Here is a 26,989-nt window from a genome sequence, read left to right as displayed (position 1 = left end):
GATGGTTCGAGTAGCTAAAGGTTTGACGCTGGTAGTAGGGCTAGGGGTTTCAGGTCGCGCTATTTGCCGTCATTTAACGCGCTTAAATCTGCCCTATATGGTCGCCGATACACGCGTCGCGCCACCGGGGCTGGATGACTTTCGCGCTGCTCATCCTGGGGTTGCTATTCACTGTGGCGCGCTCACAGCGCTTGATTTGAGCGATGTAAAAGAGGTAGTAGTGAGCCCAGGTCTTGATCCTCGTATGGCGGGACTAGAAAGCCTTGCTGATCGGTTAAACCCTGACACCGGCGAGCCAATGGTGGTCGGTGAAATTGCGCTCTTTGTGCGTGCAGCCCATGCACCTATTGCGGCGATCACAGGATCTAATGCGAAGTCGACGGTTACCACTCTATTGGGCGACATGGCGGCTGTCGCCGGTGTTGATGCAGCTGTCGGCGGTAATTTAGGCACTCCCGCGCTGGATTTATTGGCCAGCCATCCTAATGCTGAACTTTTCATACTAGAGCTTTCCAGTTTCCAGCTTGAGACAACGCCTCGTTTAGGCGCCAGCTGTGCAGCTTTTTTAAATTTGTCGGAAGATCATCTGGATCGTCATGGTGATATGCACGGTTATCGCGCGGCAAAGCAGCGAATTTTTATCGGAACCCAGCACGCCGTTGTCAACGCCGATGAGCCTTTAACGTGGCCGGACCAGCCGGTTGCCCAGATTGCTCACTTTTCAATGAAAGCGCCCAGCAGTTCTGAATGGGGCTTGGCGCTTTATCACGATACGTTGACGTTAATGCAGGGTAATAAGCCTTGGCTGGCGGCTGATGAGATGCCTATGACCGGCCAGCACAATTACGCCAACGCACTTGCCGCGCTGGCCATGGGGAAGGCGCTAGGCTTTGCCGAAGCGCCCATGTGTGATGCGCTGCGTGAATTTAAAGGCTTGGCGCATCGTAGTGAAGTGGTGGCGCGTATTAACGGCGTTACCTGGGTGAACGACTCTAAAGGCACCAATGTAGGGGCTACGTTAGCGGCCATTAATGGTATTGGCGCTTCGCTTGACGGGCGCTTGATTCTATTGGCTGGCGGAGTAGGTAAGGGGGCGGATTTTTCTCCTTTAGCGGCGCCGCTTGCCTCATGCGCGCGGCATGTATTGCTATTCGGCTTAGATGCCCCGCGCTTAGCTGACGCCTTAATTAAGCATGTGAGTGTTCAAGAAGTAGACAATTTATCCCAAGCCATGGAGGCTGCCTTTAAACTCGCTCAACCCGGAGATTGCGTGCTCTTATCCCCCGCCTGTGCCAGCCTAGATCAGTTTGCCAATTATCAAGAGCGCGGCGATATGTTTCGACGCTGGGTAGAGCAGAGGGCGCAGCGTGCCATCGAGGCCTCGCTATGAGCAGGCTTCAGCGTTTGCGCAGTGCACTTACGACCCGCGATCTACCTTGCGATATTTGGCTGATTATCGCAGCCGTTGCTTTAGCGGGACTGGGGTGGGTCATGGTCAGCTCAGCATCGATTGGCCTGTTGGAAGATACCTTTCACTACTCGCGTCAGCATGGCGTTTTTCTAGTGATCTCTATTGTCGCCTGTATCTTTATGCTCTGCGTGCCGCTTGAAGTTTGGCGCCAAAATGCCGCACTGATTCTCATGGCCAGTATTTTTCTGTTGATTCTGGTGCTGTTCGTTGGCCAAGAAATTAATGGTAGTAAACGCTGGATTGCGCTGCCGGGACCCTTGCCTAGCTTACAGGTCTCTGAGTTTGCCAAAATTGGGCTTATTTTCTACATGGCGGCGTTTATGTCGCGCTTTACCTACGACCTGCGTCAGCGGGCATTTAGCATGTGGCGCCCGCTGGCTGTACTGGCGGCACCTGTTGGCCTGCTGTTTCTAGCGCCCGATTTTGGCGGCATGGTGGTGCTCGCTATTTGTGTCATCGGCATGCTGATGATGAGCGGGGCATCGCTGGTGTTACTGCTCGGTAGTGGCGGGCTGCTGGGGTTTGGCGCCGTTATGATGGTCGTTATTGAACCCTACCGGCTGGCGCGTTGGACCAGTTTTCTCGACCCATGGGCGGATCAGTTCGCTACGGGCTACCAGTTGACTCAGGCGTTAATTGCGTTTGGTCGTGGCCATGTTACCGGCACTGGTTTGGGCAACAGTGTTCAAAAGCTGCACTATTTGCCTGAGGCGCACACCGACTTTATTTTTGCCGTCATTGCTGAAGAGCTCGGCATGATTGGCGCCATTATTGTTGTCTTACTGTTTACACTTTTTATAGCCCGCGCGATGTGGGTTGGGCGGCGTGCTGAGCTGGCGGGCCATCTGTTTGGTGCTTATGTCAGTTACGGTATTGGCTTTGTCATCGCGGCTCAAGCATTTATCAATATTGCGGTCAGTTCAGGCTTGCTGCCTACCAAAGGGCTAACGCTGCCGCTGATAAGCTATGGCGGCTCGAGCCTGTTGGTGACCGGTATGATGGTGGGGCTACTGCTGCGCGTCGATGCCGAAACACGCCATCGTCCTCGGCGTGCCTCTACCCCTTATAAGCCGCGCCATGAGCCGCGTTTATCGTAGGCATTTTAGGAGTTTAATGTGACCACGAACGCACGTCGAAGAGTGCTGATCATGGCAGGTGGAACCGGTGGTCACGTGTTTCCAGCGCTTTCACTCGCTCGGGCATTGCAAGCGCAGCAAGTAGACGTTGAATGGCTAGGCAGCCCCAGGGGCATTGAAAATCGCCTTGTTCCTGAGGCAGGCATTACACTGCACACCATTGCAGTAAGCGGGCTACGTGGCAACGGGTTAATGGGCTGGCTCAAGACGCCGCTCAATCTTACCCGCGCCGTTTTGCAGGCGCGCGCAGTTATTCGCGATTTCAAACCCCAGGCTGTGGTAGGGCTGGGCGGTTTTGCCAGCGGCCCCGGTGGGCTGGCAGCATGGCTAATGCGCATTCCGCTGATTATTCACGAGCAGAATGCTGTGGCGGGGCTCACCAACCGCGTTTTATCACGCTTCGCCAAGCGCACCTTTGCGGCTTTTCCGGAAGCCTTTGGCGCGCGAGCTGACGTTATCGGCAACCCGGTGCGTGACGATATTGCCAGCCTAGGCAGTGCGCCGCGTGATGTGACTGTACTGTCCGCGCGCGCTCTACGATTGTTAGTAGTGGGTGGCTCGCTTGGCGCGGTTGCGCTTAATGAGCGCTTGGCGCCTGCTTTGGCGCAGCTGCCTGAAGAGCAACGCCCCCAAGTGCGCCATCAGGCAGGCAAAGGTCGTGACGCAGATACAGCAGCGCTTTACCAGCAATACGGTGTTGTCGCGGAGGTCAGTGCGTTTATCGATGACATGGCCGCTGCCTATGATTGGGCTGACCTTGTCGTATGCCGTTCGGGCGCCTTAACGGTCGCTGAGCTGGCCGCGGCGGCTAAGCCAGCGCTGCTGGTGCCTTTTCCGTTTGCGGTTGACGACCATCAGCGTATCAATGCCCAGGTGCTGGTAAACGCCGGTGCTGCACAGTGCGTTGTTCAGTCAGATCTGACCGTTGAGCGTTTAACCGATTTTTTAAATGAATTGCTCGTCCCGAATACTCTGGCAATGATGGCGTCTAAAGCACGCCAAGCCGCTCATTTAGACGCCACAGAGCGCTTAGCGGAAGGGTGTTTGGCGATGGTGTCGTTAGGAGACTCCGCGTGACCGATTTAATCAAGTCCATGACGCCCCAGCGTGGTTGTACCACGGCCCCGGGAATGCGCCGCATCCGGCGTATTCATTTTGTGGGCATCGGTGGCGTCGGTATGTGCGGTATCGCCGAGGTGCTCGCCAATCAGGGTTACACCGTTAGTGGCAGTGACATGAACGCCTCCTCCGCGGTGGAGCGGCTGCGTCAATGCGGCGTCTGTGTCGATATTGGCCATGCTGAAGCCCACGTTGATGGCGCGGATGTGGTGGTCGTATCAAGCGCCATTGATGACACGAATCCGGAAATTCGCTGGGCCCACGAGCACCGCGTGCCGGTCGTGCGCCGGGCAGAAATGCTGGCAGAGCTGATGCGTTTTCGACATGGCATTGCCGTCGCCGGTACCCATGGTAAAACGACGACGACCAGCTTAACGGCGACGCTGCTAGCTGAAGGTGGGCTTGATCCTACGTTTGTGATTGGTGGGAAGCTCACCAGTGCCGGCGCTAACGCACGCTTGGGCGCCGGTGATTACTTGGTCGCGGAAGCCGATGAATCGGATGCCTCGTTTTTGCATCTTCAGCCGATGGTATCCATTGTTACCAATATCGATGCTGATCATATGGCGACGTATGGCGGTGACTTCGAACGTCTGAAGAGCACCTTTATCGAGTTTCTGCACAACCTACCGTTTTATGGGTTGGCGGTGCTTTGCATTGATGATCCGCACATTCGCGGCCTCTGCGAGCAAGTTAAGCGCCAATTCGTGACCTATGGATTTGACAGCGATGCGGACTATCGCATTGTAGATTTTTCTCAGTGCGGCGGTGAAGTCACATTTACCGCGCTGCGCCCGGGAGACGTTGAACCGCTAAAGGTACGTTTAGCGATGCCTGGGCGTCACAATGCATTAAATGCCATGGCGGCGATTGTCGTGGCCACCGATGCTGGCGTTAGTGATGCCGCTATTTTAAGCGGTTTGGCGGGCTTTGCTGGAGTAGGGCGCCGTTTCCAGGTGCATGGCCACTTTCCTGCACCAAAAGGAGATGGCGACATCATGTTGGTAGATGACTACGGTCATCATCCGCGTGAAGTCGACATGGTGATTCAGGCCATTCGCGCAGGTTGGCCCGAACGCCGCTTGATAATGCTCTATCAGCCCCATCGCTATAGCCGGACTCGTGACTTGTACGAAGACTTTGTGCGGGTACTTTCCCAGGTTGATACGCTGGTGCTGCTGGATGTTTATAGTGCCGGTGAGGCCGTGATTCCCGGTGCAGAAGGGCGAACGCTGGCAGGCTCTATTCGCCAACGTGGCGAAGTAGACCCGCTATTTGTAGAGCATAAGCATGAGCTGCCAACTCTGCTCGCCAACGTGCTACGCCCCGGTGATATTTTAATTACTCAAGGGGCCGGCGATGTGGGCGGAATTTCTCTTCGCCTGGCGCAGGCGCAGCTAGTGATGAATGAGGTAGAACTGTGAGCGTTGATGTGACCAATACACAAAACGTCGTTGTGGTTTACGGCGGCACGTCTGCTGAGCGTGATGTGTCGCTCAAAAGCGGTACCGCGATTCTGGATGCGCTGAAGCGTAAAGGCGTGGCGGTATGTGGCTATGATCTTCGCGATAAAGGCCTAGTTGGCTTGGAGCAGCTGGCGCCTTCCGTGGTGTTTGTCGCTCTGCACGGACGTGGTGGAGAAGACGGAACGCTACAGGGCGCTTTGGAATTGCTCAATATCCCTTATACGGGCAGCGGTGTTCTTGCCTCTGCGCTGGGTATGGATAAGCAGCGCACTAAGCAAGTATGGCGCGCGATGGGTCTACCAACGCCTGAAAGCATTATGCTGGATGCAAGCTCTGACTGGTCTGCCGTGGTAGCTGAGCTTGGTTTGCCGTTGATGGTGAAGCCGGTGCATGAAGGCTCAACGCTTGGTATCAGCATTGTGAAAAGTCAGGCAGCGCTGGAATCGGCCTACCAAGAAGCAGCGCAATTTGATGCGCGCGTCATGGCGGAGCGTTTTGTCGTTGGGGATGAGTACACCGTCGCGCTGCTGGGCGATCAGGTGCTGCCGGCGATTCGCGTTGAGGTGCCGGGCGGATTTTACGACTACGAAGCCAAATATATCGCCAACACGACTCAGTATCATCTGCCCTGCGGCTTGTCTGTTGAGCAAGAGACAGCACTTGCCGTGCTCTGCCAGCAGGCGTTTGCCGCCATTGGTTGTGAGGGCTGGGGGCGTGTTGACGTTATGCACGACGGCGAAGGGCGCTTTTGGCTATTGGAAGTCAATACCGTGCCGGGTATGACCGGTCATAGCCTGGTTCCTCAGGCGGCCGCTTACGCTGGGATTGATTTTGATGATCTCGTGCTACAAATACTCAACACCGCAAGCGAGCAGTGACAGCATGAATAATGCCTTATTAAAAAGTGCCTTATGAAAAGGCGTAATGCTTGGTTGGGGATTATCCTGCTCGCTTTGCTCATGGGGGCCGGAGGGCGTGCGCTTTGGCTGTGGCTAGATCGCCCCATTGAGCGGGTATCTATTCGTGGCGAATGGGAGTACGTGAGCGCTGATTATTTGCGCACTCAGCTTGCTCCGCTAGTCGTTAATGCCACCTGGCTGTCGGCAGACCTGGGTGAACTTCGTGATCGAGCCCTTAATATTGGCTGGTTGAATGAAGTTCGTATTTCCCGTGAATGGCCCAATGCCTTAGTGTTTGAGTTGGTTGAGCAGCAGCCCGTGGCACGTTGGAATGATGACTTTTTAGTTAATCCCGAGGGCGAGGCTTTTGCCTTTGCGCCGCTTTCTCCACCGTCCGGGCTCCCAGATTTAGCAGGGCCTAACGGAAACAGTGCAGAGGTATTGCGCTATTACCAGCGGTTAAAATCTCACTTTGCGCAGTTATCGCTTGATCTAACGCAACTGCGTTTAGAGCCAAGGGGGGCTTGGCGGTTACAGTTAAATGATGGTGTTTGGGTAATGTTGGGCCGTCGGCAGCACGAAGTTCGCTTAGCCAGATTGTCTGCGTCATGGCAACGAGAGCTATATTCTCTTGGTGACAAGATTCGTTATATTGATCTTCGCTACCCTAATGGCGTTGCCGTTGCGTGGCATGGAGAAAGTGAATTTGAGGAGCCAGATGAGTAACAATGCTATTACTTAGTGCAAATAAGGTGTAAAAGTGAGTGGTTGCAATCGCTGAAAAGTCGATATTAGGCTTCATTTTGCTTTCAAAGCCTATTATTGTGTGTTTGTACTAGTCGTATTGCTACTATTGTTTCTATACTATGACCCAAGCGCTGGTTAAATAGTTTTTAAATTCGACTATTTGTACTTAGCAAGAGTTGAGAAACATCACTGATTATTTCGGGTTGTACGCCTTCAATGTTTAACGTTGGATTAAGCGTCTCCCTATTTATATTTACCTTTAAACATGACGCAAGGAGATTTACCGACTCATGGCAGGCTCACCCAACGCATCCAATATGGTGGTCGGGCTGGACATTGGAACGTCCAAGGTCGTCGCGATAGTCGGTCAACCTACCGATGACGGCGGAATTGAAATTGCCGGTATTGGCTCGCATCCTTCGCGTGGCATGAAGCGCGGCGTGGTGATCAATATTGAATCCACCGTGCAGTCTATTCAGCGCGCAGTAGAAGAAGCTGAGTTAATGGCTGGCTGTGATATTCACTCGGTATATGTTGGCGTCGCAGGCAGCCATATTAGCTCAATGAACTCTGATGGCGTCGTGGCCATTAAAGAGCGTGAAGTAACCCCTTCAGATATTGAGCGTGTTATTGATTCGGCTCGTGCTCGTGCTATTTCAGAAGGGCAGCGCGTCCTTCATGTGTTACCTCAAGAATTTTCGATTGACGCTCAGGGCGGCATTCGTGAGCCATTAGGTATGTCAGGCGTACGTTTAGAAGCTCAGGTACATTTGGTCACCGCGGCGCTAAACGCGGTGCAGAATATCGAAAAATGCGTGCGGCGGTGTGGCTTAGAAGTAGACGCAATTATTTTAGAGCAGCTTGCCTCAAGCATGGCCGTACTCACAGAAGATGAGCGTGAACTGGGTGTGTGCATGGTAGACATCGGCGGCGGCACTACCGATATGGCTATCTTTACCGAAGGTGCTATACGTCACACAGCGGTTATTCCTATTGCTGGCGACCAGGTCACCAACGATATTGCAATGGCATTGCGTACGCCCACGCAGCATGCTGAAGAAATCAAAGTTAAATACGCTTGTGCGCTGACGCATTTAGCGGCAAGTGATGAAATGATTAAAGTTCCTAGCGTAGGCGATCGCGCTGCTCGTGATTTATCACGCCAGGCGCTTGCTGAGGTGGTAGAGCCACGTTACGAAGAGCTGTTTACGCTAATACGAGATGAATTACGTCGCAGTGGCTATGAGGATATGGTCGCTGCAGGGATAGTGCTTACCGGCGGTACTTCGCGCATGGAAGGCGTTAGCGAATTGGCGGAAGAAATTTTCCATATGCCTGTTCGTATCGCTTGCCCTCAAAATGTAAAAGGTTTGGCGGATGTCGTCCGTAACCCGATTTATGCGACGGGGGTTGGCTTGCTGCACTATGCCTTGCAGGAAACGCGTTATGGGCAAGGCTTGAAAAGCCACGGGGGAGTTGTTGCAGCTCATAAAGGCCGCAACGAACTTGCCCGGCGTGATATCAAGGAAGACCATTCGACGCTGGCAAGATTTAAAGGCTGGTTCAAAGGAAATTTCTGACAGGGCCGCAAGCGCGGTTCAGGAGACGGGGCTTATGTTCGAATTGGTAGATAACGCACCCTCGAGCAGTGCGGTCATCAAAGTGGTGGGTGTTGGCGGCGGTGGCGGCAATGCTGTTAACCATATGGTCGAAAGCAATATTGAGGGCGTAGAGTTTATTTGCGCCAATACTGACGCGCAGGCATTAAAGCGCGTGTCAGCTAAAACGGTATTGCAGCTAGGCAGTGAGATCACTAAAGGATTGGGCGCAGGTGCCAATCCTGAAGTGGGTCGTCAGGCGGCCATGGAAGACCGTGAGCGCATTGCTGAATTGCTGGTAGGCGCTGACATGGTGTTTATCACTGCCGGTATGGGCGGTGGTACTGGCACTGGCGGTGCGCCGGTTGTTGCACAGGTCGCCAAAGAGCTGGGGATACTGACAGTTGCGGTAGTAACACGCCCCTTCCCCTTTGAAGGGCCTAAGCGTATGCGTGCAGCTGAAGAGGGTATGAAAGAGCTCTCTCAGCACGTTGATTCGTTGATTACGATCCCCAACGAAAAGCTGCTTTCTGTGTTGGGTAAAAATGCCACGCTGTTGACAGCTTTTAGCGCCGCTAACGATGTGCTGCTAGGGGCGGTTCAGGGCATTGCCGAGCTGATCACAAGTCCAGGTATTATCAACGTCGACTTTGCAGATGTGCGTACGGTGATGTCCGAAATGGGCATGGCGATGATGGGTACCGGCGGCGCGACGGGTGAGAACCGTGCTCGTGAAGCAGCTGAAAAAGCTATCCGCAGCCCGCTATTGGAAGATATCGATCTTCATGGTGCGCGCGGTATTCTGGTTAACATCACTGCAGGACCTGATCTGTCGATTGGTGAGTTCAATGATGTGGGCGCGACGGTGCAAGAATTTGCTTCTCCAGACGCTACTATTGTTGTGGGCACCTCCATTGATATGGAAATGTCCGACGAACTGCGTGTCACCGTTGTGGCTGCAGGCTTAGATGGCAATCACAAAGCTAAAACGACTGCGCGTGAACCGGCACGTCGTTCGGCGGCAGAATCTTCATCTGACTATCGTAAACTGCAACAGCCAACCGTGATGCGTCAGCAGGCGACGGCCCGCTCTGAAGCGCCTGAAGCCAATGCTAAACCACGTTCTGAAAAGCGCCGGTCGACTGAAGCCGATGACTATCTGGACATCCCAGCGTTTCTACGCCGCCAGGCGGATTGATCCTCTTTATCGGGCAGGCTTTAACAGTGAGCAAGCGTTTTATTGGCTAAAACGCTCGCTTACTGTTAAAGTGAACACTGTTTGATAACTTTTTCCCTGCGGTAATCACCGTCATAAGAGTACGACTACTATCCATGATCAGACAACGCACCCTTCAAAACGTCATTCGCGCTACCGGAGTGGGCCTGCATTCTGGCAAGAAAGTCCATCTGGCTTTGCGTCCGGCGCCAGCCAATACAGGGATTGTGTTTGTTAGAACCGATCTGGAGCCCGCTGCGCACGTGCCCGCGAAAGCTGAGTTGGTAGAAGATACTCGACTATGCACGGCGCTTGCGTATAACGGGGTTAAAGTAGCCACGGTTGAGCATCTAATGTCCGCCTTTGCAGGGCTCGGTATTGATAATGCTTACGTTGATGTAAGCGAGCCTGAAGTGCCCATTATGGATGGCAGCGCTAGCCCGTTCGTATTTTTGATTCAGTCGGCGGGTATTTTAGAGCAGAATGCAGCTAAGAAATTTATCCGTATCAAGCGTCGTGTGGCCGTCACCGATGGCGATAAAGAAGCCGTTTTTCTGCCCCACCAAGGGTTTAAGGTCTCGTTCGCGATCGACTTTGACCACCCCGTGTTTGAACAGCAAAAGCAGACGGCGCTGATTGATTTTTCAACCACGTCTTTCGTTAAAGAAGTGTCGCGTGCCCGTACCTTTGGTTTTATGCGTGATTTAGAGTTTTTGCGCTCTAATAATCTGGCGCTAGGCGGCAGTCTAGATAATGCGATCGTGGTAGATGATTATCGCATTGTTAACGAAGGTGGCCTGCGTTATGAAGACGAGTTTGTTAAGCATAAAGTCCTGGACGCGATTGGTGATTTATACCAGTTGGGCTATAGCCTGATTGGTGAGTTCCGAGGTGTAAAATCAGGTCACGCGCTTAATAATCAGCTGTGTCGAGAACTAATGGCGCAGCCCGATGCTTACGAAATCATTACCTTTGAAGAAGAAAAAGCGGTTGCACCGATCTCTTATGCAGCCCCTGCTATGGCGTAAGGTCGGCGTTCATTACTGAATCGTTAATTGTCAGTTTTATAAAGCACCACTCATGTGGTGCTTTATGCATTTCAGGCCCGCTTAAAGAGGCTAGTTGTGTATTCGTCAGAGCGGTTGCTTGGTTGGTGGGCGAGCATGTGAGGCAAGCCTTTCAAGAGCCCGTTTTAATGCGGGGTTGGTGGTGTCTTCAGCACACTCAGCTAATGTTTTACCAGCATCTAATGACAGGCTGCGAGTATTGCGTGCAGGGGCCACGATGGGGCGTACTGGGCGAACTTTAAACGTAAAGCCATTCACGCCTTCAAAGCCAGGCAGCTGGTGAAGCAGGTCTAGCAGGCGGCGCTGTTCGAAGCGCAGCCAAGTCAGCCAGCTAGCTTGACCACTAATAACGGTTAGGCGGCCATCGCGAAAGCCGCCCACGAAGATATGTTCGCGCATGTCTTCGGGTAAATGAGCGCGCAGGTGACGCTGCGCCTGATCGATTAAGCGAGATAGGCGCATTAACTGGCTAATATCACCGGACTTTGACAGCAGACGGGCGATGGGCTGTGCGTGAGAACGCTTAACCTTTATACTCATACACTTAATTCCTAGCTACCCCTAAATCGTTGCATCGGCGGATTCAAGCCGATTACCCATTTGCAGAGCCTACCACGCTCAGGAGCCGGTCTACAGCATGTCGCCTACGCTTGAAGTACAAACTGCTCTGCCGCGGCGCCAGCGCCGCTACGGTATAGCACGTTGGTGGCTGGCTGGTTTGCTTGTAAGTTGCCTCCTACCTGCGAGCTTAAGCCCCGCGGACGCTTTTCGCGGCGGTGAACGCAACGTTACTATCTGTTTTTGGGTGCCCGCTATTTTGCGCGCCCAGTCGCACTGGGTTGCAAAAAGGCGTCGAGCACTGCGCCGCTGGTCTCAGCGTCGCCGTAGTGTCACGCCGATTCGGGCGCGATTTAACTGGCTTCCCCCGCTAATAGCCCTTGTCGCGGCGAGCGATGTTTTGACCCAACGCGGCCCGCCCTCATGCCGAGACATTCGTTCATAAAGCTACTTTGTCTCTGCTCTTGAATAAAAAGAGCTTGCAGAAAAAAAGGGTAGCTCCTGAGGGGGCGCTCGTGAATATCTGGATACTCCATGCTGAATAATTTGTTACGTAAAGTCGTTGGGTCTAAGAATGACCGCGAAGTAAAACGCATGCATAAAAATGTGCCGCAGATTAACGCTCTTGAAGCGGAGTTTGAGGCTCTTACCGATGCTGACTTACAGGGCAAGACTGCCGAGTTTCGTCAGCGCCTGGATGCGGGTGAATCGTTAGATAGCTTGCTAGCGCCAGGGTTTGCTATCGTTCGCGAAGCCAGTAAGCGCGTGATGGGGATGCGCCACTTTGACGTCCAGATGGTCGGCGGGATGACGCTGCACCGTGGCCGTATCGCTGAAATGAAAACGGGCGAGGGTAAAACACTCGTCGCTACGTTGGCGGTTTATCTCAATGCGCTGACCAGTAAAGGCGTGCATGTCGTTACCGTGAACGATTACTTGGCGCGTCGTGACGCTGAGTGGATGCGTCCGCTTTATGAGTTTCTAGGCCTGAGCATAGGCGTTATTTTCTCTGGCCAAACCGGTGAAGAGAAGCGTCATGCTTATCAGTGCGATATAACCTACGGCACCAACAACGAGTTTGGCTTCGATTACCTGCGCGATAACATGGCATTCTCGTTGGAGGATAAGGTACAGCGTGGATTGCATTTCGCGATTGTCGATGAGGTTGACTCGATTCTTATTGATGAAGCGCGTACACCGCTGATTATCTCTGGGGCGGTCGATGAAAATACCGATCTTTACAAAGTGGTTAACGTACTTGCCCAGCAGCTTGAGCAAGGCGAAGCATCTGAAGATGAAGATGCCCCGGTAACCGGCGACTTTGTTGTTGATGAAAAGCAAAAACAAGTCGAGCTGACCGAACAGGGGCATAACAAGGTTGAAGAGCTCATGCGAGCTGAAAACCTGCTAGGTGTCGAAGAGTCTCTTTACGCCGCACAAAACCTTAATTTGCTTCAGCATATGCATTCAGCGCTGCGCGCTCGCTATCTGTATAACCGCGATGTTGACTACATTGTGTCGGAAGATCAGGTGGTGATTGTTGATGAGCACACCGGCCGCTCAATGCCTGGCCGCCGCTGGTCGGAAGGTTTGCATCAAGCCGTTGAGGCAAAGGAAGGCGTCACCGTACAGCGTGAAAGCCAAACGCTGGCATCGACCACTTTCCAGAATTACTTCCGGCTGTACGAGAAATTAGCCGGGATGACGGGCACGGCCGATACTGAAGCGTTTGAATTCCGCCAGATTTATGGCCTCGACGTGATCGTTATTCCGACCAATCGGGCGTTGGCACGTAAAGACCTGAACGACCTGGTTTATTTGAGCGCTGAAGAAAAATATGAAGCGATCATTAAGGACGTAAGGACGGAGACGGAAGCAGGGCGCCCGGTTTTAGTCGGTACTGCTTCGATTGAAACATCGGAATATCTGGCCACGCTGATGCGCGAAGCAGGACTCACGTTTAACGTCCTTAATGCTAAGCAGCACCAAAGTGAAGCCGAAATTATTGCCCAGGCAGGCCGCCCAGGTGCGATTACGATTGCCACCAACATGGCGGGTCGTGGTACCGACATAATGCTGGGGGGTAACTGGGAGGCTGAAGTTGCCAAACTGCATAACCCTAGCCAAGTGCAAATTGATGAATTGAAGACCGAGTGGCAGGTGCGTCATGATGGCGTGTTAGCTGCTGGCGGTTTGCACGTGGTGGGCTCTGAGCGCCATGAGTCACGGCGCATCGATAATCAGCTGCGCGGACGTGCTGGGCGTCAAGGCGACCCTGGTTCAACGCGTTTCTTCCTGTCGCTTGAAGATAGCCTGATGCGTTTGTTTGGCTCTGATCGTGTCAAGCGTTTGATGCAGGCATTAGGTCTTGAACGCGGTGAAGCGATTGAGCATAAGATGGTGTCCAACGCCGTTGAACGTGCGCAAAAGAAAGTTGAAGGCCGCAACTTCGATATTCGTAAGCAGCTGTTGGAATACGATGACGTTGCTAACGATCAGCGTCGTGTTATCTATGAGCAGCGTAATGACATTCTTGCTGCCGACAACGTTGCTGACGCCGTTATTGGCATCCGCGAAGAGGTAATGGAAGAGGCGATTAGCGACTATGTGCCTCCTCAGAGTCTGCCCGAGCAGTGGGATTTGCCTGGCTTAGAAGCGCATCTCAAGACGGAATTTAATCTTGATGTGCCCGTCGTTAAATGGGCCGCAGAAGATGAGCGTTTCAGCGAGGAGCAGCTGCGCGAACGACTGCAAACGATGCACCGCGAAGCCTATGCCGCCAAAATTGATGCGGCGGGTGAGAAGCTTATTCGGCGCTTTGAGAAGCAGGTAATGCTGCAAGTGTTAGACACTCGCTGGAAAGAGCACCTGCAGTCAATGGACCACCTGCGTCGCGGCATTCACCTGCGCGGCTATGCTCAAAAGAACCCCAAGCAGGAGTATAAGCGCGAATCGTTCGAACTATTCCAGCACCTGCTGACCCATATTAAAGCAGACGTAACGCGTATTCTTAGCCACGTTCAGGTACGTCAACCTGAAGAGGTAGATGCCCTTGAGCGTAGCCGGCGTGAAACGTTGGAGCGCGAAGCGACCACCGCGGCAAGCCGGCACGATGATCCTGCCGAAGAACAGCTGGAAAATGCCCAAGATGAGCCAGTCGTTGATGGACAGCCCGTGCGTCGGGAAGGGCCTAAAGTAGGTCGCAACGACCCGTGTTTTTGTGGCTCGGGTAAGAAGTACAAACAGTGCTGCGGCAAGCTGAGCTAACGGCGAAAGCGTCTCAATATGGGTCTGCCTAAAGGAGAGAATCATGGCAGTTGGAAATGTTCCTTTTCCAGAGATGCTGCCCCTTAACGGGGTGCGCCTGGGAACGGCAATGGCGGGTATTAAAAAGCCGGGTCGTCGTGATTTAGTAGTTATTGAGCTACCTGAGTCAGCAACGGTATCCGGTGTCTTTACCCGCAATGCATTTTGTGCGGCGCCTGTGGCAGTGGCGAAGCAGCACCTTGAGCACTGCCGTGCTCAAGGACGATCACCACGTTTTTGGCTGATTAATACCGGCAATGCAAACGCCGGTATCGGCGAAGCAGGCATGCGCGATGCCTACGCCAGCTGTGCAGCGCTTGCTGAGCAGGTAGGTGTTTCGGCGCAGGATGTCTTGCCGTTTTCAACCGGTGTGATTGGTGAGCCGCTACCGATGGATCGTCTGTTGGCGGGCTTGGCTCCCGCCCTTGAAAGCCTGTCTAGTGACGATATCGCCTGGCAGCATGCGGGCCAGGGTATTTTAACGACCGATACTCGAGCGAAAGGTGCAACCGCGACGCTGGAGGTTCATGGCCAGCAGGTGACGATTAACGGCATTACCAAAGGGTCGGGCATGATTAAGCCCAACATGGCGACTATGTTGGGGTTTGTGGTGACTGACGCTGCCATTGAGACGCCGCTGTTAGATCGCCTGCTGCGCGAGACAGTCGACCACTCGTTTAACTGCATCACCGTGGACAGCGATACGTCGACCAATGATGCCTGCATGTTAGCGGCCACCGGTACGGGGCCTAGCATTGTCGATAAGGGTGACGTGTCGGCATTCCGCGATGCGTTGCAGGTGGTGATGACAGAGCTTGCTCAGGCGATTATTCGCGACGCAGAAGGGGCAACGAAGTTTGTGACGCTTCACGTTGATGGGGCGAACAGCCGCCAAGAGGCGCTTGATGTGGCTTTCACTGTTGCGCATTCGCCGCTGGTGAAAACCGCGCTGTATGCCTCGGATGCTAACTGGGGGCGTATTTTAGCAGCAGTGGGTAGGGCACCTGTCAGCGATTTTGACGTTAATCGTGTGGTGATTGATTTAGGCGATGTTCGCTTAGTCGAAAATGGCGGACGTGCAGCCAGCTACACCGAAGCAGCGGGAAGTGCAGTGATGGCGCAGTCTGAGATTACTATTCGCATTAATTTGGGACGCGGTGACGAAAGTGCCACGGTGTGGACGTCTGATCTTTCCCATGACTATGTGTCTATCAACGCGGATTACCGTAGCTAACGAATTACCTCCAGCGCTGACGCGATGGCTGGGGTAAAGGGCAAACGCAGTGAGATAGCAGCGGCGGCAGTAGCGTCGCTGCGCAGACAGTGGATAAAGACGCAATGAGTGTAAAGGTGAAACGGCGGGTTCACGTCGCGGCGGCTGCAATTGTGAGCGCCGATCGGAAGCAAGTATTGATCGCTCGTCGGCCGTCAAACGTTGACCATGGCGGGCTATGGGAATTTCCGGGGGGCAAGCTTGCACCTTACGAAACCGGGCTTGAAGGCCTAAAGCGTGAGTTGCATGAAGAGCTTGGGATTGAAATTATCTGTGCCCAGCCACTGATTCGCGTGCACCATGAGTATCCTGACAAGCATATTTTGTTGGATGTATGGCAGGTGCATGAGTTTGCTGGCGAACCTTTTGGCCGTGAAGGGCAGGCGGTTCGCTGGGTGCCCATGAGCGAGCTTTCAAACTATCCCTTCCCCGCTGCTAATTTGCCTATCTTGCGTGCAGTAAGACTGCCCACCGAGTACCTGATCACTGGGGAAGAGGCTGACGATGCGCGGTTTGATGCATTTTTAGAACGCGCGCTGCGCGAAGATGATGTGCGCTTAGTTCAGCTGCGCGCAAAGCAGCTGGACGACGCGGCCTACGTTGCGCGCGCGAAGCGAGCCTTGCAAATGTGTCGCGAGCACGGCGCACGATTGCTTCTCAATGGTGAACCAGCGCTGCTAGAGGAGGTTGATGCCGACGGTATTCATCTGACCAGCGAACGTTTAATGCAGCTTGAGCGTCGTCCCATTGCGGAAAATAAATGGCTATCTGCGTCAACACATAACCAAACACAGCTGAAAAAAGCGGCGGTTTTAGGCTGCGACTTTGTCAGCCTCTCGCCGTTACGTACCACGCCCTCGCATCCGGAAGTTTCACCGCTTGGGTGGCATGATTTCCAGCAATTGGTTGAGCGTGCAGGTATGCCCGTTTTTGCACTGGGAGGCATGACCCGCTTTGACGCGAATCATGCGCGCGCCGTGGGTGCTCAAGGTATCGCGTCGATTCGCGATTTCTGGAAGTAGTCTACCCGCTAGCCAGCCGCCAGTGTGGAATGAAAAACGCCTGCCCCTATCTTCATTGGGGCAGGCGTTTTTGTGTGCTAGTGAAACGAATGTTGCGTTTAACGTATGAAGAACATTTGGCTTTACCTAGTCACGATAGCGGCGGGTCATATCTGCGTAGGCATCCACGCGACGGTCTCGCAGGTAGGGCCATATACGCCGCGTGTTTTCACTGCGCGCCATGTCTAGTGTAACCACTAGCTGCTCCGCGTCTTCTTTTGCATGCGCTAATAGCTCCCCCTGCGGTCCGCAAATAAAGCTGCCGCCCCAGAACTGAATGCCGCCGCCAACGCCAGAGTGGTCTGCTTCAAACCCTACCCGGTTGGCTACTATCACAGGCAGGCCATTCGCCACGCCGTGAGCACGCTGAATGATCGTCCAGGCGTCTTTTTGGCGAACGTGCTCGGCTTCGTCATCGCTTGGGTCCCAGCCAATCGCCGTCGGATAAAGCAATAAGTCCGCACCCGCGAGAGCCATCAGTCGCGCTGCTTCTGGATACCATTGGTCCCAGCAGACCAGCACGCCCAGGCGCCCTAGCGAAGTTTCAATCGGCGTAAATCCTTCGCCGCGCGCGCTGTCGTAGTCGCCAGGGGTGAAGTAAAATTTCTCGTAAAAGCCCGGGTCATCGGGGATATGCATTTTTCGGTACTGACCTACGCGGCCTTTAGCCCGGTCATATACCACTGCGGTATTGTGATATAGGCCCGGCGCGCGACGTTCAAATAGTGAGCCGACCAGCACAATATCAAGCTCCTGTGCGAGCGCGGCCAGGCGCTGTCCCGTTGGCCCATCAAGCGGTTCAGCCAAGTCGAACAGGGCAGGATCCTCAAACTGGCAAAAATAATGGGTGGCATGTAGCTCTTGAAGCAACACCAGTTGAGCACCTTGGCGAACGGCATCGCGAATACCTTGCTCGCTCACGGCTAGGCTTTGGGCTTTATCTGGCCAAGCAGATTGTTGAACAACCCCTACGGTTAGCGTAGTCGACATGATGACTCCTTTATCAAGTAGTGAGCGCTGCCAGCGTGCCTTGGGGTAGCTGCATGGTTAAGCAGTGTAGGCTGCCGTGTTGGCGAATAACGCTATTGCACTCGATCGGGATAAGCGTGTGCTCTGGAAATGCTAACGCTAGCGCCTGAAGGGCTGCGACGTCGGCTGGGTCACCATAGGTGGGTACTAGTACGGCTTGATTGATGATCAAAAAGTTAGCGTACGTCGCCGGTAGGCGATGGCCGTCGTCTGGGTCGAAGCAGGCCTGTGGCCAGGGCAGCGCAATAAGACGGTAGGGCTCGCCATTACGTTGTCGAAAGTGTTGAAGCTCCTGCTCCATCGCCGCTAGTGCCGGGTAGTGCGCGTCATTAGGATCATCGCAACGCACGTAGGCAATGGTCGCCGGATCACAGAAGCGTGCGAGCGTATCAATATGGCTGTCGGTGTCATCGCCTTCTAGATGACCGTTAGCCAGCCACAGCACGCGGTCAACGCCAAAATCTGCCGCCAGCTGTGCTTCTACGTCTGTACGCGAGAGCGTGGGATTGCGATTAGCGTTCAGTAAGCAGGCTTCGGTGGTCAGTAGAGTGCCTTCGCCATCTGTTTCGATGCCGCCGCCTTCCAGCACTAAATCTCGCGACGCTATGGGGCATGACCAAACGCCTGCGTCAGCAAGTCGCTGAGTCAACTGATTATCGTGCTCAGCGGAAAACTTACCGCCCCAGCCTGTGAAGGTGAAATCGAGCATTAATCGCTGGTCATCTTCGTCTACGACGGTAATCGGCCCATGATCCCGCGCCCAGGTATCATCGGTGGGGGCAACGATCAGCAGTAGTCGTTCACTCGGCACTTGATAGGCCGTGAAGGTGGCCGCTAGGCGTTCTTTCGTCAGCTCATTCGGTACGCAAATAAGGACGCGTTGATAGCGCGTAGTGGCCACTACAATGCGTTCAAGAGTCGCTTCGATGCAAGCCAGCAGGGGCGCCCAATCGCCGTCGTGACGAGGCCAAGTAAGCTGAATACCATCCTGTGGATGCCATTCGGGTAGTAAGCGATAAGTCATAGTAGCCAACGTCTTGAATGCCCTTTGCGAAGAGTGTATCGAGTAGATTGCAGGCAGCCTCTAGAAACACTAGCTTACTCTGCGACAAGCAGTAAATCGCCGCAATGTAGGCGGTGGCGAGGTAAGTTGCAAGCATGCGCTGTGAACGCTCACGGTGTAGACCGCTCTAATGGCTGTTTGAGCATGCAGAGACATTAAAAAAACCGTACCATGAGCGCTTATTGATAAGGAATCACGCCATGCTTGATCGTTTGCCTTTTCTGGTGGGGCTGCGCTACGTGCGCGCTAAACGCCGAAACCACTTTATTTCTTTTATTTCGCTGACCTCAATGCTGGGATTAATGCTGGGCGTTGCGGTCCTTATCCTGGTGTTGTCGGTGATGAACGGCTTCGATCACGAGCTGCGCACACGCATTTTGGGGATGGTGCCCCATGCTAAAATTGAGTCCCGGGAAGGCTTAGTTGAATGGCAGTCGTTGGCTGAGCAGTTGATGCAGCGTGAGCGTGTTATCGGCGCAGCGCCCTATGTTGAACAGCAGGGTATGTTTTCGGTCGGTGGTCGCAATCAAGGCGCCATGGTCAATGGCATTAATCCTGAGTGGGAAGATAAGGTGTCCATCATCAGCGATCACATGCGTGAAGGTAAGTTGGCTGACCTTGTGCCCGGTGAATGGCACGTGGTGATGGGCTCGGCACTGGCACGCAGTTTGGGTGTTGGCGTGGGCGATCGGGTCACGCTGTTAGTGCCCGAAGCATCGATTACGCCCGCCGGGGTCTTTCCGCGCTTAAAGCGCTTTACCGTCAGCGGTATTTTTAGCGTCGGCGCTGAGCTTGATGCCAACTTGGCTTATGCCAATATTGAAGATATGCAGACCCTTGCGCGTTTAGGCGATGCAGTGGGCGGTTTGCGTCTAGAGTTGGATGATCTGTTTGCGGCTAGCAGCGAAACCCAGGCCATTATCAATGAGCTTGGTTCCGGCTATCGCGGCAGCGACTGGACGTTTACCCAGGGTAATCTGTTTCAAGCGATACAAATGGAAAAGCGCATGATTGCGCTACTGCTCACCGTTATTATTGCCGTGGCAGCGTTTAATATCGTTTCGACACTGGTCATGGTCGTCACCGACAAGCGGGCAGATATCGCCATTCTGCGTACTATTGGTGCTAAGCCAAGCTCGATTATGGGCATTTTTATTGTTCAAGGCATGGCGATCGGGATTATTGGTATCGCCATTGGTGTTGCGGTGGGGGTGCTGCTCGCGCTAACGATTGCGGACCTCATTGGTTGGGTCGAAGGAACGCTGGGCATTCAGTTCCTAGATGCCGGGGTTTACTTCATCAGTGATCTGCCCTCACGTCTGGAGTGGAGTGATGTCAGTCGTATCGTGTTGGCCGCTTTTGGATTGACGTTCCTATCAACGCTCTATCCCGCTTGGCGCGCAGCGCGGGTTCAGCCTGCCGATGTATTGCGCTATGAGTAGTCATGAGAGCGGCAATAATGAGAGCAGCAATAAGGATGCCAGGATGTCTATGAATACGATGCCTCTGAACACACGCCAAGACGCGGCGGTGATGCTCGATTGCCAGGCGCTGAGCAGGGTCTATAGCGAAGGGCCCCAAGAACTTACGGTGCTGGACCAGCTCAACTTGCAGGTGCGTGCCGGAGAGCGGGTGGCTATCGTCGGCAGTTCGGGGTCAGGTAAGACAACGCTATTGAATTTGCTGGGCGGCCTTGACCGCCCCAGTGAAGGCAGCGTGACCATTGCCGGAGAGCCGCTAGCAGGCTTAAATGAAACGGCGCTTGGCAACTTCCGTAATCGCTATATTGGTTTTGTGTATCAATTCCACCATTTGTTGGCGGAGTTCAGCGCTGTTGAAAACGCCGCTTTGCCGCTGATTATTCGCGGTCAGTCGAAAAAAATGGCCGAGCAGCGCGCTATGCAAATACTTGAGCGAGTAGGCATGACGCCGCGGGCTAATCATCGGCCTGGTGAGCTGTCCGGAGGCGAGCGTCAGCGCGTGGCGATCGCTCGTGCGCTGGTGACGGATCCAAGCCTGGTCTTAATGGATGAGCCGACGGGCAACCTGGATCAGACCACGGCAGCCACTATTTTGGCACTGATGGATGAGTTGGCAAAAGAAAGCGCCTGCGCGTTTGTCATTGTGACTCATGACGTTGGCTTGGCTGCTCATCAAGATCGCGTACTCAAGCTGGATGCAGGAAAACTTATCGAGCAAACGCCCGCCCTTTAGTCATCCAGCTCAGTCATCAAACTCTGCTTCGATGCGCGCACGCCGCTGCCGACGTTTTAGGCGGCGGCGTTTCCAATTATAAGAAACGTGCCAGCGCCAAATCAGGCGAATACCAATATTGGCGACGATGGCTAAAAAAAACGCTGTTACTAATGATCCGACGATCAGCGGCGGCATAATGTCGTGCATCTGTTCGGCAATCCAGTGCGTTGAAATCCTAGAAGGAGCCTCCCGTACCGGCGCGCCGAGTATAAATGTGCCAATTCGGTAGTTGCCGTAGAAAATGAGTGGCATCGTTAGAGGATTGGTAATCCATACCAGGCCGATTGATAACGCTAAGTTACAGCGCGTTAAGCGAGCGCCCAGCGCTGCCACCACCATTTGAAAAGGAATGGGCAGCATGGCGCAAAACACGCCCACGCTAAACGCATTCGCAACGCTTCGGCGAGTTAAAAGCCACAACCCCGGGTCTGCAATCAGCGGCGCTAAGAACCGTAATGAGCGCTGTTTCCTGATAGTGTCGGGTTTGGGCATGTAGCGCTGCAGGAATCGGCGCGGCATAGCGGACACTCTTACCTATCGATCTCGCCTATTATCCATATAGCGCCGCCCTTAAGCTATGCTGGACAGTGAATGAGCTAACGCAAAGGAGAGCTGTATGCGGTTCGGTGTTGCTATGCCAGCCGCTTTTGCGGCACTGAGCGGGGGCATTTTTGCTTGGTATAGCACTTTTTCAGATATGACATCCAGCGCGCTAGGATGGGGTTTGGTGGCTACGTTGTTTGTGATGACGTGGCGCCCGCGTCTTGGTATTTGGCTTTTAATCGGCCTATGGGTTTTTATTAGTGTACAGCGCGAGTGGTCTGGCCGCCTGCCGGCCGGGTTAAGCGGTGAAGATATTGTTGTTGAAGCAACCGTTTTAACAGCTCAGCCGCTCTCTGTACCATCTTCTCAGGCTACTCGACTATTGCTTGCGCTTGATACGTGCCATAGCCCGGCGCAGCGCCCTAGCTGCTCGTCACTTTCCAAAGTGCGGGTATCGGCCTATAGCGATGAGGTGTTTAAGCCAGGGGAACAGTGGCGAATGACGCTGCGTTTGCGTCCTCCTGGTGGTTTTGCCAATCCGCATACTTTCAATTTTGAGCAGTGGCTCTGGCGAGAAGGTATTCATGCGACGGGGTATCTGCGTCAGGACCCCCAGGCTGAACGGCTATCGACCGCTAGCGTCTCCTTGCGCCAGCTAGCGCTAGACTTCTTATCACAACAAGCACTCAGCGAACGCACCCAGCGCTGGTTGGCGGCGCTGACGCTAGGTGAAAGCGGCCAGCTGACACAAGATGATTGGTCGCTGCTAAATGCCACCGGCACCACCCACTTGGTGGTTATTTCGGGATTACACGTTGGCTTGGTAGCTTCGTTTGTACTGCTATTAGCAAAGCTCGCTGCACGGCTATTAACTCCCGGCAACTGGCGCATGCGAGTCTGGCCATGGTGGGCAGCAGCAGTGGGCTGCGTTGCATACGCCGTGCTTGCAGGAATGGCGCCACCCGCTATGCGAGCAATGGTGATGACGCTAATTGGCCTGTGGGTACTTAGCGGTCGACATGCCCCCGGCGCTTGGCAAGCATGGTGGCTGGCACTCGCGCTAGTGCTGATGTTTGATCCTCTGGCTTTATGGCGGCCTGGTATGTGGCTGTCCTTTGTTGCCGTCGCATGGTTAATCGTTATTTGGCAGGGGCGTCAACGCCCGCGGGGTATTAAAGGGTGGTGCTGGGCGCTGATCCGAACGCAATTACTCTTAGCCCCGCTCATGGCCGCCGCTGTGCTGGTGGCGTTTGGCAGAGTGGCCCCGGTGGCTCCGCTGATTAACTTAGTTGCCGTGCCCTGGGTTAGCTCGATCATGGTGCCTACGGCGCTATTAGGCTGGCTGCTAGCGCCATTTCCTCTCGTGGGCCATGTGGCGTGGTGGATATTTGAGGCAGCGCTCAACGTTTTTCATCTTTTACTGACGCTGTCGTCGCAACAATGGCCGCTTTGGGAGCCTGACCGACTGCTGACGTATCCGCTAGCCTTTGCACTGCTGCTATTGTCGCTGTGCTGGGGGTTGCCGGGTGTTCTGCCTGGACTACGGCTACTTTCGACCGCGCTGATAGTTGCGTTGCCTTGGTGGTCGCTTGCACCGCCGTTTGCGCCAGGCGTTATTAGAGTGAGCGTGCACGATGTGGGCCAGGGGCAGTTGATCGAGCTGCGTAGTCAGCACTATCGTCTTCTCTATGATGCAGGGCCGCGGTTTAGGGGTGGGTTTATGCCCTTAGAGACGCTGTGGTCGCCGGGGCAGCGTTTTGATCAAGTGATTATTAGCCACGCCGATAACGACCACGCAGGTGGGGTTGAGGCGTTACTCTCTGATCACCAGGTCAATCAGTGGCTGGCCCCCTTAGGAGAATCACTGCCCGTGCCAAGCGTTGCTTGCGCGCGAGGCCAGGCATGGGAGCGCGATGGGGTTGGCTTTCGTATTCTCTGGCCACCTGCCGGTGCTAATACGCTTTCTGCTAACGATCGCTCCTGCGTATTGGAAGTCAGCGTAGGCGAGCACAGACTGTTGATAACCGGCGATGTCGGTGCCGACATAGAGCGGCGCTTATTACACGACATGTTGCAGGACGTGCGCCCGCCGGTCAGTGTGCTGGTGGCTGGGCATCACGGCAGCCGCACTAGCTCGGGTATTCAGTTTGTGCGCCATACGACGCCCCAGCACGTTATTTTCAGCGCAGGAAAAAGCAATCAGTTCCAACACCCGGCTGATCAAGTGGTACGACGTTTTCGCTATGAAAATAGCTGTTTATGGAGCACCGCGCAGGATGGCGCGCTGCGTTTTTGGCTAGATGCTAACGATCTCATACAAATCAAAACGACACGTAAGCTATCTGGACAACGCAACCGGTGTTGAAGCACGCCGCCTTAAGGTAGAATTCAGCGCACTGCACACTATTGCCAGGAGCGCGTGTGACCGATTCAAGTTGGGATGTCTATAAGCGGTTGTTGAGCTACGTTAAGCCACATTGGCAGGCGTTTGCGCTGGCGCTGGTGGGGTTTGTGGTTTATGCCGCATCAAGCACCGCATTGGCGGAGATGATGAAGCGCCTGATTGATGGCATTCAAAACCCAGATGCAGCCTTCCGGCTATTTCTGCCACTGTTTGTCATTATTATGTTTTTCGCCCGTGGGGTTGGCACCTTCCTAAGTACCTATTTCATGTCCTACGTTGGGCGCTACGTGATCCACACGCTGCGCTGCGATGTGTTCGCCCATTTGCTTCATCTTCCCGGCTGGTTTTTTGATCATCATTCGAGCGGCCAGCTGGTGTCGCGAGTAACCTATCATGTTGAGCAGGTGGCCGGAGCAGCCACCAAAGCAGTGACCATCATTCTTCGCGAAGGCCTCTTCGTAATTGGTTTGATTCTCTATCTGCTTTGGACGAACTGGATGTTAACACTGCTGTTTTTGGGTGTGACGCCAATCATCGCCGTGGTGGTTAGCTATGTAAGTAAGCGATTTAGACGTATTTCAAAACGCATTCAACACTCTATGGGCGATGTGACCCACATTGCCTCGGAAGCCCTTTCGGGTTATCGCGTCGTGCGTACGCATGGTGCTGAAGCTTATGAGAAGCAGCGCTTTGCGCGAGTGAGCGAAGAGAACCGCCGTCAAAGTATGAAGGAAGCCATGACGCGCGCCGTTAGCTCGCCGGTGATTTTGATGCTCGTGGCCATCTCCATGGCGCTGCTGGTTTGGCTTGCCATGTCGCCCTCGCTAATGGCCAGCATGACGCCCGGTGAGTTCGTGGCGTTTATTACAGCGGCAGCGCTGATGATTAAGCCAGTGCGCCAACTGACTGAGATTAATGGTGAAATCCAAAAAGGACTGGCCGCGGCATCGGAGCTATTTGGACTGCTGGATATGTCGCCTGAACAGGACACTGGAAAGCACATAGCCAGCCGTTTAAAAGGCGATGTCGTGATTGATAACGTCAGCTTTCGCTACGCCGACGACCAGCCTGACGTACTGCATGACATTAACCTTCACTTGGCACCTGGAGAGTTAGTCGCCATCGTCGGGCGCTCGGGGAGCGGAAAGTCGACACTGGTTAGTCTGTTACCGAGATTTTATCGGTCTAGCCAGGGCGCGATTACCATTGATGGCATCAATGTTGATGACTACGCGCTAGGGCCGCTGCGTCAGCAGATTGCGCTGGTCTCTCAGCAGGTGACGCTATTTAATGCCTCGATTGCCGATAACATTGCTTACGGTGTAGCCAATCCTGATATGCAGGCGATTAAAGCCGCCGCCGAGGCTGCCTATGCGCATGAATTTATCGATAAACTGCCCAACGGCTATGCCACCACGGTCGGTGAAAATGGCGTTATGCTGTCGGGTGGGCAGCGTCAGCGTTTGGCAATTGCCAGAGCCATCTTTAAGGATGCGCCATTGCTAATACTAGATGAAGCAACGTCGGCACTGGACACTGAGTCTGAGCGCTATATTCAAAAAGCCCTTGAGCGAGTTTGTGAGGGGCGCACCACGCTGGTCATTGCACACCGGCTTTCGACTATTGAGCGAGCCGACCGAATTGTGGTGATGGATCAAGGGCGTATCATCGAGGAAGGCTCCCATCAGGCGCTGCTTGAAGTGGGCGGTGCCTACGCGGCACTGTATCAACTACAGTTCCAAGAAGCGGTATGAAGCTGCCTGCGAAAACGCTAGCAGAACGATGGCTAAAAGCCGCTTATCAAGGCAGCCGCTGGCTAGCGCTACTTAAACCGCTAGGGGCTCTGTACCAGCGGGGCATGGCGCGTCGTGAACAAGCCTACCGGCGCGGAAGAAAAGCCTCTTGGAAGGCGCCGGTGCCGACCATTGTGGTTGGCAATATCACCCTTGGTGGAACGGGTAAATCCCCTTTGGTGGCCTGGCTCGCTAGTTGGCTGGTGGGGCAGGGCTACACGCCGGGGATTGTGACGCGCGGCTATGGCGGAAAAGCGCCGCATTATCCACTGCGAGTGACGGCCAGTACGAAGGTGGCTGAAAGTGGCGATGAGCCGCTTATGCTGGCACAGCAAACCGGGCTGCCGGTGGTGGCGGATCCCAATCGCGTACGGGGTGTGCAGGCGCTGATAGCGGCGGGGTGCGATATTGTTCTCAGTGACGATGGTTTACAGCACCTGGCACTGGCTAGAGATATCGAGCTGCTCGTTGTTGATGGCACCCGAGGCCTTGGTAACGGTTATTGCCTGCCAGCCGGGCCGCTGCGCGAATCGCCTAGTCGGCTACAGCGAGTCGATGCGGTGATCGTCAATGGGGATCTAAAGCAGTCGCTACCCGTTGCGCCGGTCACTCATATGCAGCTGGCACCGGTCTGCTGGCGACGACTGGCAGACGGCACTCGCTTTCCGTTAACACCTTTGCCGTTTGCATTGCCGGTGCATGGCGTGGCGGGCATCGGTCATCCCGAGCGTTTTTTTCGGACGTTATCTACCCTCGGAGTCGAGGGTGACTGGCACCCGTTAGCAGACCATCAGCGTTTTAGTGCTGAGGCGCTAAGCTTTGCAGAGTCGCGGCCAGTGGTGATGACGGCCAAAGACGCCGTAAAGTGTTATGACCTGGCACCGCCCAATAGCTGGATATTAGACGTGGAAGCGACGCTTCCATCAGAGTTTGAGCACTGGCTGGCAGCGCGACTGTCGGCACTTTCCTAAAGGAGACGTTCGC

The 26,989-nt window shown here is 54.3% G+C and carries 22 protein-coding genes; 18 read left to right on the top strand and 4 right to left on the bottom strand.

Going from position 1 to position 26,989, the window contains the following annotated elements:
* Position 1 precedes the first annotated feature (1 nt).
* The 9 genes from murD (at position 2) to lpxC (ending at position 10,680) form a co-directional block, all read left to right on the top strand.
* A complete protein-coding gene (gene murD / locus ACT3TR_RS00230) occupies positions 2-1,390 on the top strand; it encodes a UDP-N-acetylmuramoyl-L-alanine--D-glutamate ligase (RefSeq protein WP_444625848.1) in 1,389 nt (462 codons plus the stop codon).
* Positions 1,387-2,568 (top strand): putative lipid II flippase FtsW, encoded by a 1,182-nt coding sequence (gene ftsW, locus ACT3TR_RS00225; protein ID WP_441684083.1) that lies wholly within the window; start codon positions 1,387-1,389, stop codon positions 2,566-2,568. Before murD ends, ftsW begins: the two co-directional genes overlap by 4 nt.
* 18 nt (positions 2,569-2,586) lie before the next feature.
* Entirely contained in the window at positions 2,587-3,684 is a 1,098-nt protein-coding gene (gene murG, locus ACT3TR_RS00220) for an undecaprenyldiphospho-muramoylpentapeptide beta-N-acetylglucosaminyltransferase (protein WP_444625847.1), read from the top strand.
* Between the two features lie 17 nt (positions 3,685-3,701).
* Positions 3,702-5,150: a UDP-N-acetylmuramate--L-alanine ligase gene (murC, locus tag ACT3TR_RS00215; protein WP_193062703.1), complete on the top strand. Its 1,449-nt coding sequence runs from the start codon at positions 3,702-3,704 to the stop codon at positions 5,148-5,150.
* Positions 5,147-6,070, top strand: a complete 924-nt coding sequence (locus tag ACT3TR_RS00210; RefSeq protein WP_444625846.1) for a D-alanine--D-alanine ligase — start codon at positions 5,147-5,149, stop codon at positions 6,068-6,070. The genes murC and ACT3TR_RS00210 overlap by 4 nt, the downstream gene beginning before the upstream one ends.
* 33 nt (positions 6,071-6,103) lie before the next feature.
* Positions 6,104-6,817, top strand: coding sequence for a cell division protein FtsQ/DivIB (locus ACT3TR_RS00205; RefSeq protein ID WP_441684089.1), 714 nt, complete (start codon positions 6,104-6,106; stop codon positions 6,815-6,817).
* 311 nt (positions 6,818-7,128) lie between these two features.
* Entirely contained in the window at positions 7,129-8,418 is a 1,290-nt protein-coding gene (ftsA, locus tag ACT3TR_RS00200; RefSeq protein ID WP_193062572.1) for a cell division protein FtsA, read from the top strand.
* Positions 8,419-8,452: 34 nt separating this feature from the next.
* On the top strand, positions 8,453-9,634 hold the full coding sequence (gene ftsZ, locus ACT3TR_RS00195; protein ID WP_193062574.1) for a cell division protein FtsZ: 1,182 nt from the start codon (positions 8,453-8,455) through the stop codon (positions 9,632-9,634).
* 134 nt (positions 9,635-9,768) lie between these two features.
* Positions 9,769-10,680: a UDP-3-O-acyl-N-acetylglucosamine deacetylase gene (gene lpxC, locus ACT3TR_RS00190; protein WP_193062576.1), complete on the top strand. Its 912-nt coding sequence runs from the start codon at positions 9,769-9,771 to the stop codon at positions 10,678-10,680.
* 105 nt (positions 10,681-10,785) lie between these two features.
* Here the strand turns inward: lpxC and ACT3TR_RS00185 are convergent, their stop codons facing one another.
* A complete protein-coding gene (locus tag ACT3TR_RS00185; RefSeq protein WP_193062578.1) occupies positions 10,786-11,259 on the bottom strand; it encodes a DUF721 domain-containing protein in 474 nt (157 codons plus the stop codon).
* Positions 11,260-11,356: 97 nt separating this feature from the next.
* On the opposite strand from ACT3TR_RS00185, the gene ACT3TR_RS00180 reads away from it, so the two are divergent.
* From ACT3TR_RS00180 to ACT3TR_RS00165, 4 genes are all read left to right on the top strand, one after another.
* Positions 11,357-11,722 carry a hypothetical protein gene (locus tag ACT3TR_RS00180; protein WP_226938526.1) on the top strand — a complete coding sequence of 122 codons (366 nt, stop codon included), beginning with the start codon at positions 11,357-11,359 and terminating at the stop codon, positions 11,720-11,722.
* An 89-nt stretch (positions 11,723-11,811) separates the two neighbouring features.
* A complete protein-coding gene (gene secA / locus ACT3TR_RS00175) occupies positions 11,812-14,544 on the top strand; it encodes a preprotein translocase subunit SecA (RefSeq protein ID WP_444625845.1) in 2,733 nt (910 codons plus the stop codon).
* A gap of 43 nt (positions 14,545-14,587) precedes the next feature.
* Positions 14,588-15,817, top strand: coding sequence for a bifunctional glutamate N-acetyltransferase/amino-acid acetyltransferase ArgJ (gene argJ / locus ACT3TR_RS00170; RefSeq protein WP_444625844.1), 1,230 nt, complete (start codon positions 14,588-14,590; stop codon positions 15,815-15,817).
* A 104-nt stretch (positions 15,818-15,921) separates the two neighbouring features.
* Complete coding sequence (locus tag ACT3TR_RS00165; RefSeq protein WP_444625843.1) at positions 15,922-16,878, top strand: Nudix family hydrolase; 957 nt, start codon at positions 15,922-15,924, stop codon at positions 16,876-16,878.
* Between the two features lie 126 nt (positions 16,879-17,004).
* Here the strand turns inward: ACT3TR_RS00165 and ACT3TR_RS00160 are convergent, their stop codons facing one another.
* A complete protein-coding gene (locus ACT3TR_RS00160) occupies positions 17,005-17,907 on the bottom strand; it encodes a carbon-nitrogen hydrolase (RefSeq protein WP_193062586.1) in 903 nt (300 codons plus the stop codon).
* 13 nt (positions 17,908-17,920) lie between these two features.
* Positions 17,921-18,970: an agmatine deiminase family protein gene (locus tag ACT3TR_RS00155; RefSeq protein WP_444625842.1), complete on the bottom strand. Its 1,050-nt coding sequence runs from the start codon at positions 18,968-18,970 to the stop codon at positions 17,921-17,923.
* 239 nt (positions 18,971-19,209) lie between these two features.
* Here ACT3TR_RS00155 and ACT3TR_RS00150 point away from each other — a divergent pair, with 239 nt between their 5' ends.
* Positions 19,210-20,451 carry a lipoprotein-releasing ABC transporter permease subunit gene (locus ACT3TR_RS00150; protein ID WP_193062591.1) on the top strand — a complete coding sequence of 414 codons (1,242 nt, stop codon included), beginning with the start codon at positions 19,210-19,212 and terminating at the stop codon, positions 20,449-20,451.
* 43 nt (positions 20,452-20,494) lie between these two features.
* The gene (locus tag ACT3TR_RS00145) at positions 20,495-21,223 is read left to right on the top strand and encodes an ABC transporter ATP-binding protein (protein ID WP_193062594.1); all 729 of its coding nucleotides are present in this window, start codon (positions 20,495-20,497) and stop codon (positions 21,221-21,223) included.
* A gap of 9 nt (positions 21,224-21,232) precedes the next feature.
* Here the strand turns inward: ACT3TR_RS00145 and ACT3TR_RS00140 are convergent, their stop codons facing one another.
* Positions 21,233-21,784 (bottom strand): DUF2062 domain-containing protein, encoded by a 552-nt coding sequence (locus ACT3TR_RS00140; protein ID WP_193062596.1) that lies wholly within the window; start codon positions 21,782-21,784, stop codon positions 21,233-21,235.
* A 97-nt stretch (positions 21,785-21,881) separates the two neighbouring features.
* Between ACT3TR_RS00140 and ACT3TR_RS00135 the strand changes: the two genes are divergently transcribed.
* From ACT3TR_RS00135 to lpxK, 3 genes are read left to right on the top strand one after another with little or no spacing between them, the layout of a single operon-like run.
* Positions 21,882-24,173 carry a DNA internalization-related competence protein ComEC/Rec2 gene (locus ACT3TR_RS00135; RefSeq protein ID WP_444625841.1) on the top strand — a complete coding sequence of 764 codons (2,292 nt, stop codon included), beginning with the start codon at positions 21,882-21,884 and terminating at the stop codon, positions 24,171-24,173.
* Between the two features lie 56 nt (positions 24,174-24,229).
* Positions 24,230-25,966, top strand: a complete 1,737-nt coding sequence (gene msbA, locus ACT3TR_RS00130; RefSeq protein WP_444625840.1) for a lipid A export permease/ATP-binding protein MsbA — start codon at positions 24,230-24,232, stop codon at positions 25,964-25,966.
* Positions 25,963-26,976 (top strand): tetraacyldisaccharide 4'-kinase, encoded by a 1,014-nt coding sequence (gene lpxK / locus ACT3TR_RS00125; RefSeq protein ID WP_444625839.1) that lies wholly within the window; start codon positions 25,963-25,965, stop codon positions 26,974-26,976. Before msbA ends, lpxK begins: the two co-directional genes overlap by 4 nt.
* Positions 26,977-26,989 lie beyond the last annotated feature (13 nt).

It is taken from the genome of Halomonas sp. AOP12-B1-6, from assembly GCF_052379225.1.
Lineage (GTDB): Bacteria > Pseudomonadota > Gammaproteobacteria > Pseudomonadales > Halomonadaceae > Vreelandella > Vreelandella casei.
This window is presented reverse-complemented; position numbering and strand designations above follow the sequence as displayed.

What these genes read in the sequence shown, in the direction of transcription:
- murD (WP_444625848.1), top strand. Translation starts at nt 2, where the DNA reads ATGGTTCGAGTAGCTAAAGGTTTGACGCTGGTAGTAGGGCTAGGGGTT.
- ftsW (WP_441684083.1), top strand. Translation starts at nt 1,387, where the DNA reads ATGAGCAGGCTTCAGCGTTTGCGCAGTGCACTTACGACCCGCGATCTA.
- murC (WP_193062703.1), top strand. Translation starts at nt 3,702, where the DNA reads ATGACGCCCCAGCGTGGTTGTACCACGGCCCCGGGAATGCGCCGCATC.
- ACT3TR_RS00205 (WP_441684089.1), top strand. Translation starts at nt 6,104, where the DNA reads ATGAAAAGGCGTAATGCTTGGTTGGGGATTATCCTGCTCGCTTTGCTC.
- ftsA (WP_193062572.1), top strand. Translation starts at nt 7,129, where the DNA reads ATGGCAGGCTCACCCAACGCATCCAATATGGTGGTCGGGCTGGACATT.
- ftsZ (WP_193062574.1), top strand. Translation starts at nt 8,453, where the DNA reads ATGTTCGAATTGGTAGATAACGCACCCTCGAGCAGTGCGGTCATCAAA.
- lpxC (WP_193062576.1), top strand. Translation starts at nt 9,769, where the DNA reads ATGATCAGACAACGCACCCTTCAAAACGTCATTCGCGCTACCGGAGTG.
- ACT3TR_RS00185 (WP_193062578.1), bottom strand. Translation starts at nt 11,259, where the DNA reads ATGAGTATAAAGGTTAAGCGTTCTCACGCACAGCCCATCGCCCGTCTG.
- ACT3TR_RS00180 (WP_226938526.1), top strand. Translation starts at nt 11,357, where the DNA reads ATGTCGCCTACGCTTGAAGTACAAACTGCTCTGCCGCGGCGCCAGCGC.
- secA (WP_444625845.1), top strand. Translation starts at nt 11,812, where the DNA reads ATGCTGAATAATTTGTTACGTAAAGTCGTTGGGTCTAAGAATGACCGC.
- argJ (WP_444625844.1), top strand. Translation starts at nt 14,588, where the DNA reads ATGGCAGTTGGAAATGTTCCTTTTCCAGAGATGCTGCCCCTTAACGGG.
- ACT3TR_RS00165 (WP_444625843.1), top strand. Translation starts at nt 15,922, where the DNA reads ATGAGTGTAAAGGTGAAACGGCGGGTTCACGTCGCGGCGGCTGCAATT.
- ACT3TR_RS00160 (WP_193062586.1), bottom strand. Translation starts at nt 17,907, where the DNA reads ATGTCGACTACGCTAACCGTAGGGGTTGTTCAACAATCTGCTTGGCCA.
- ACT3TR_RS00155 (WP_444625842.1), bottom strand. Translation starts at nt 18,970, where the DNA reads ATGACTTATCGCTTACTACCCGAATGGCATCCACAGGATGGTATTCAG.
- ACT3TR_RS00150 (WP_193062591.1), top strand. Translation starts at nt 19,210, where the DNA reads ATGCTTGATCGTTTGCCTTTTCTGGTGGGGCTGCGCTACGTGCGCGCT.
- ACT3TR_RS00145 (WP_193062594.1), top strand. Translation starts at nt 20,495, where the DNA reads ATGTCTATGAATACGATGCCTCTGAACACACGCCAAGACGCGGCGGTG.
- ACT3TR_RS00140 (WP_193062596.1), bottom strand. Translation starts at nt 21,784, where the DNA reads ATGCCGCGCCGATTCCTGCAGCGCTACATGCCCAAACCCGACACTATC.
- ACT3TR_RS00135 (WP_444625841.1), top strand. Translation starts at nt 21,882, where the DNA reads ATGCGGTTCGGTGTTGCTATGCCAGCCGCTTTTGCGGCACTGAGCGGG.
- lpxK (WP_444625839.1), top strand. Translation starts at nt 25,963, where the DNA reads ATGAAGCTGCCTGCGAAAACGCTAGCAGAACGATGGCTAAAAGCCGCT.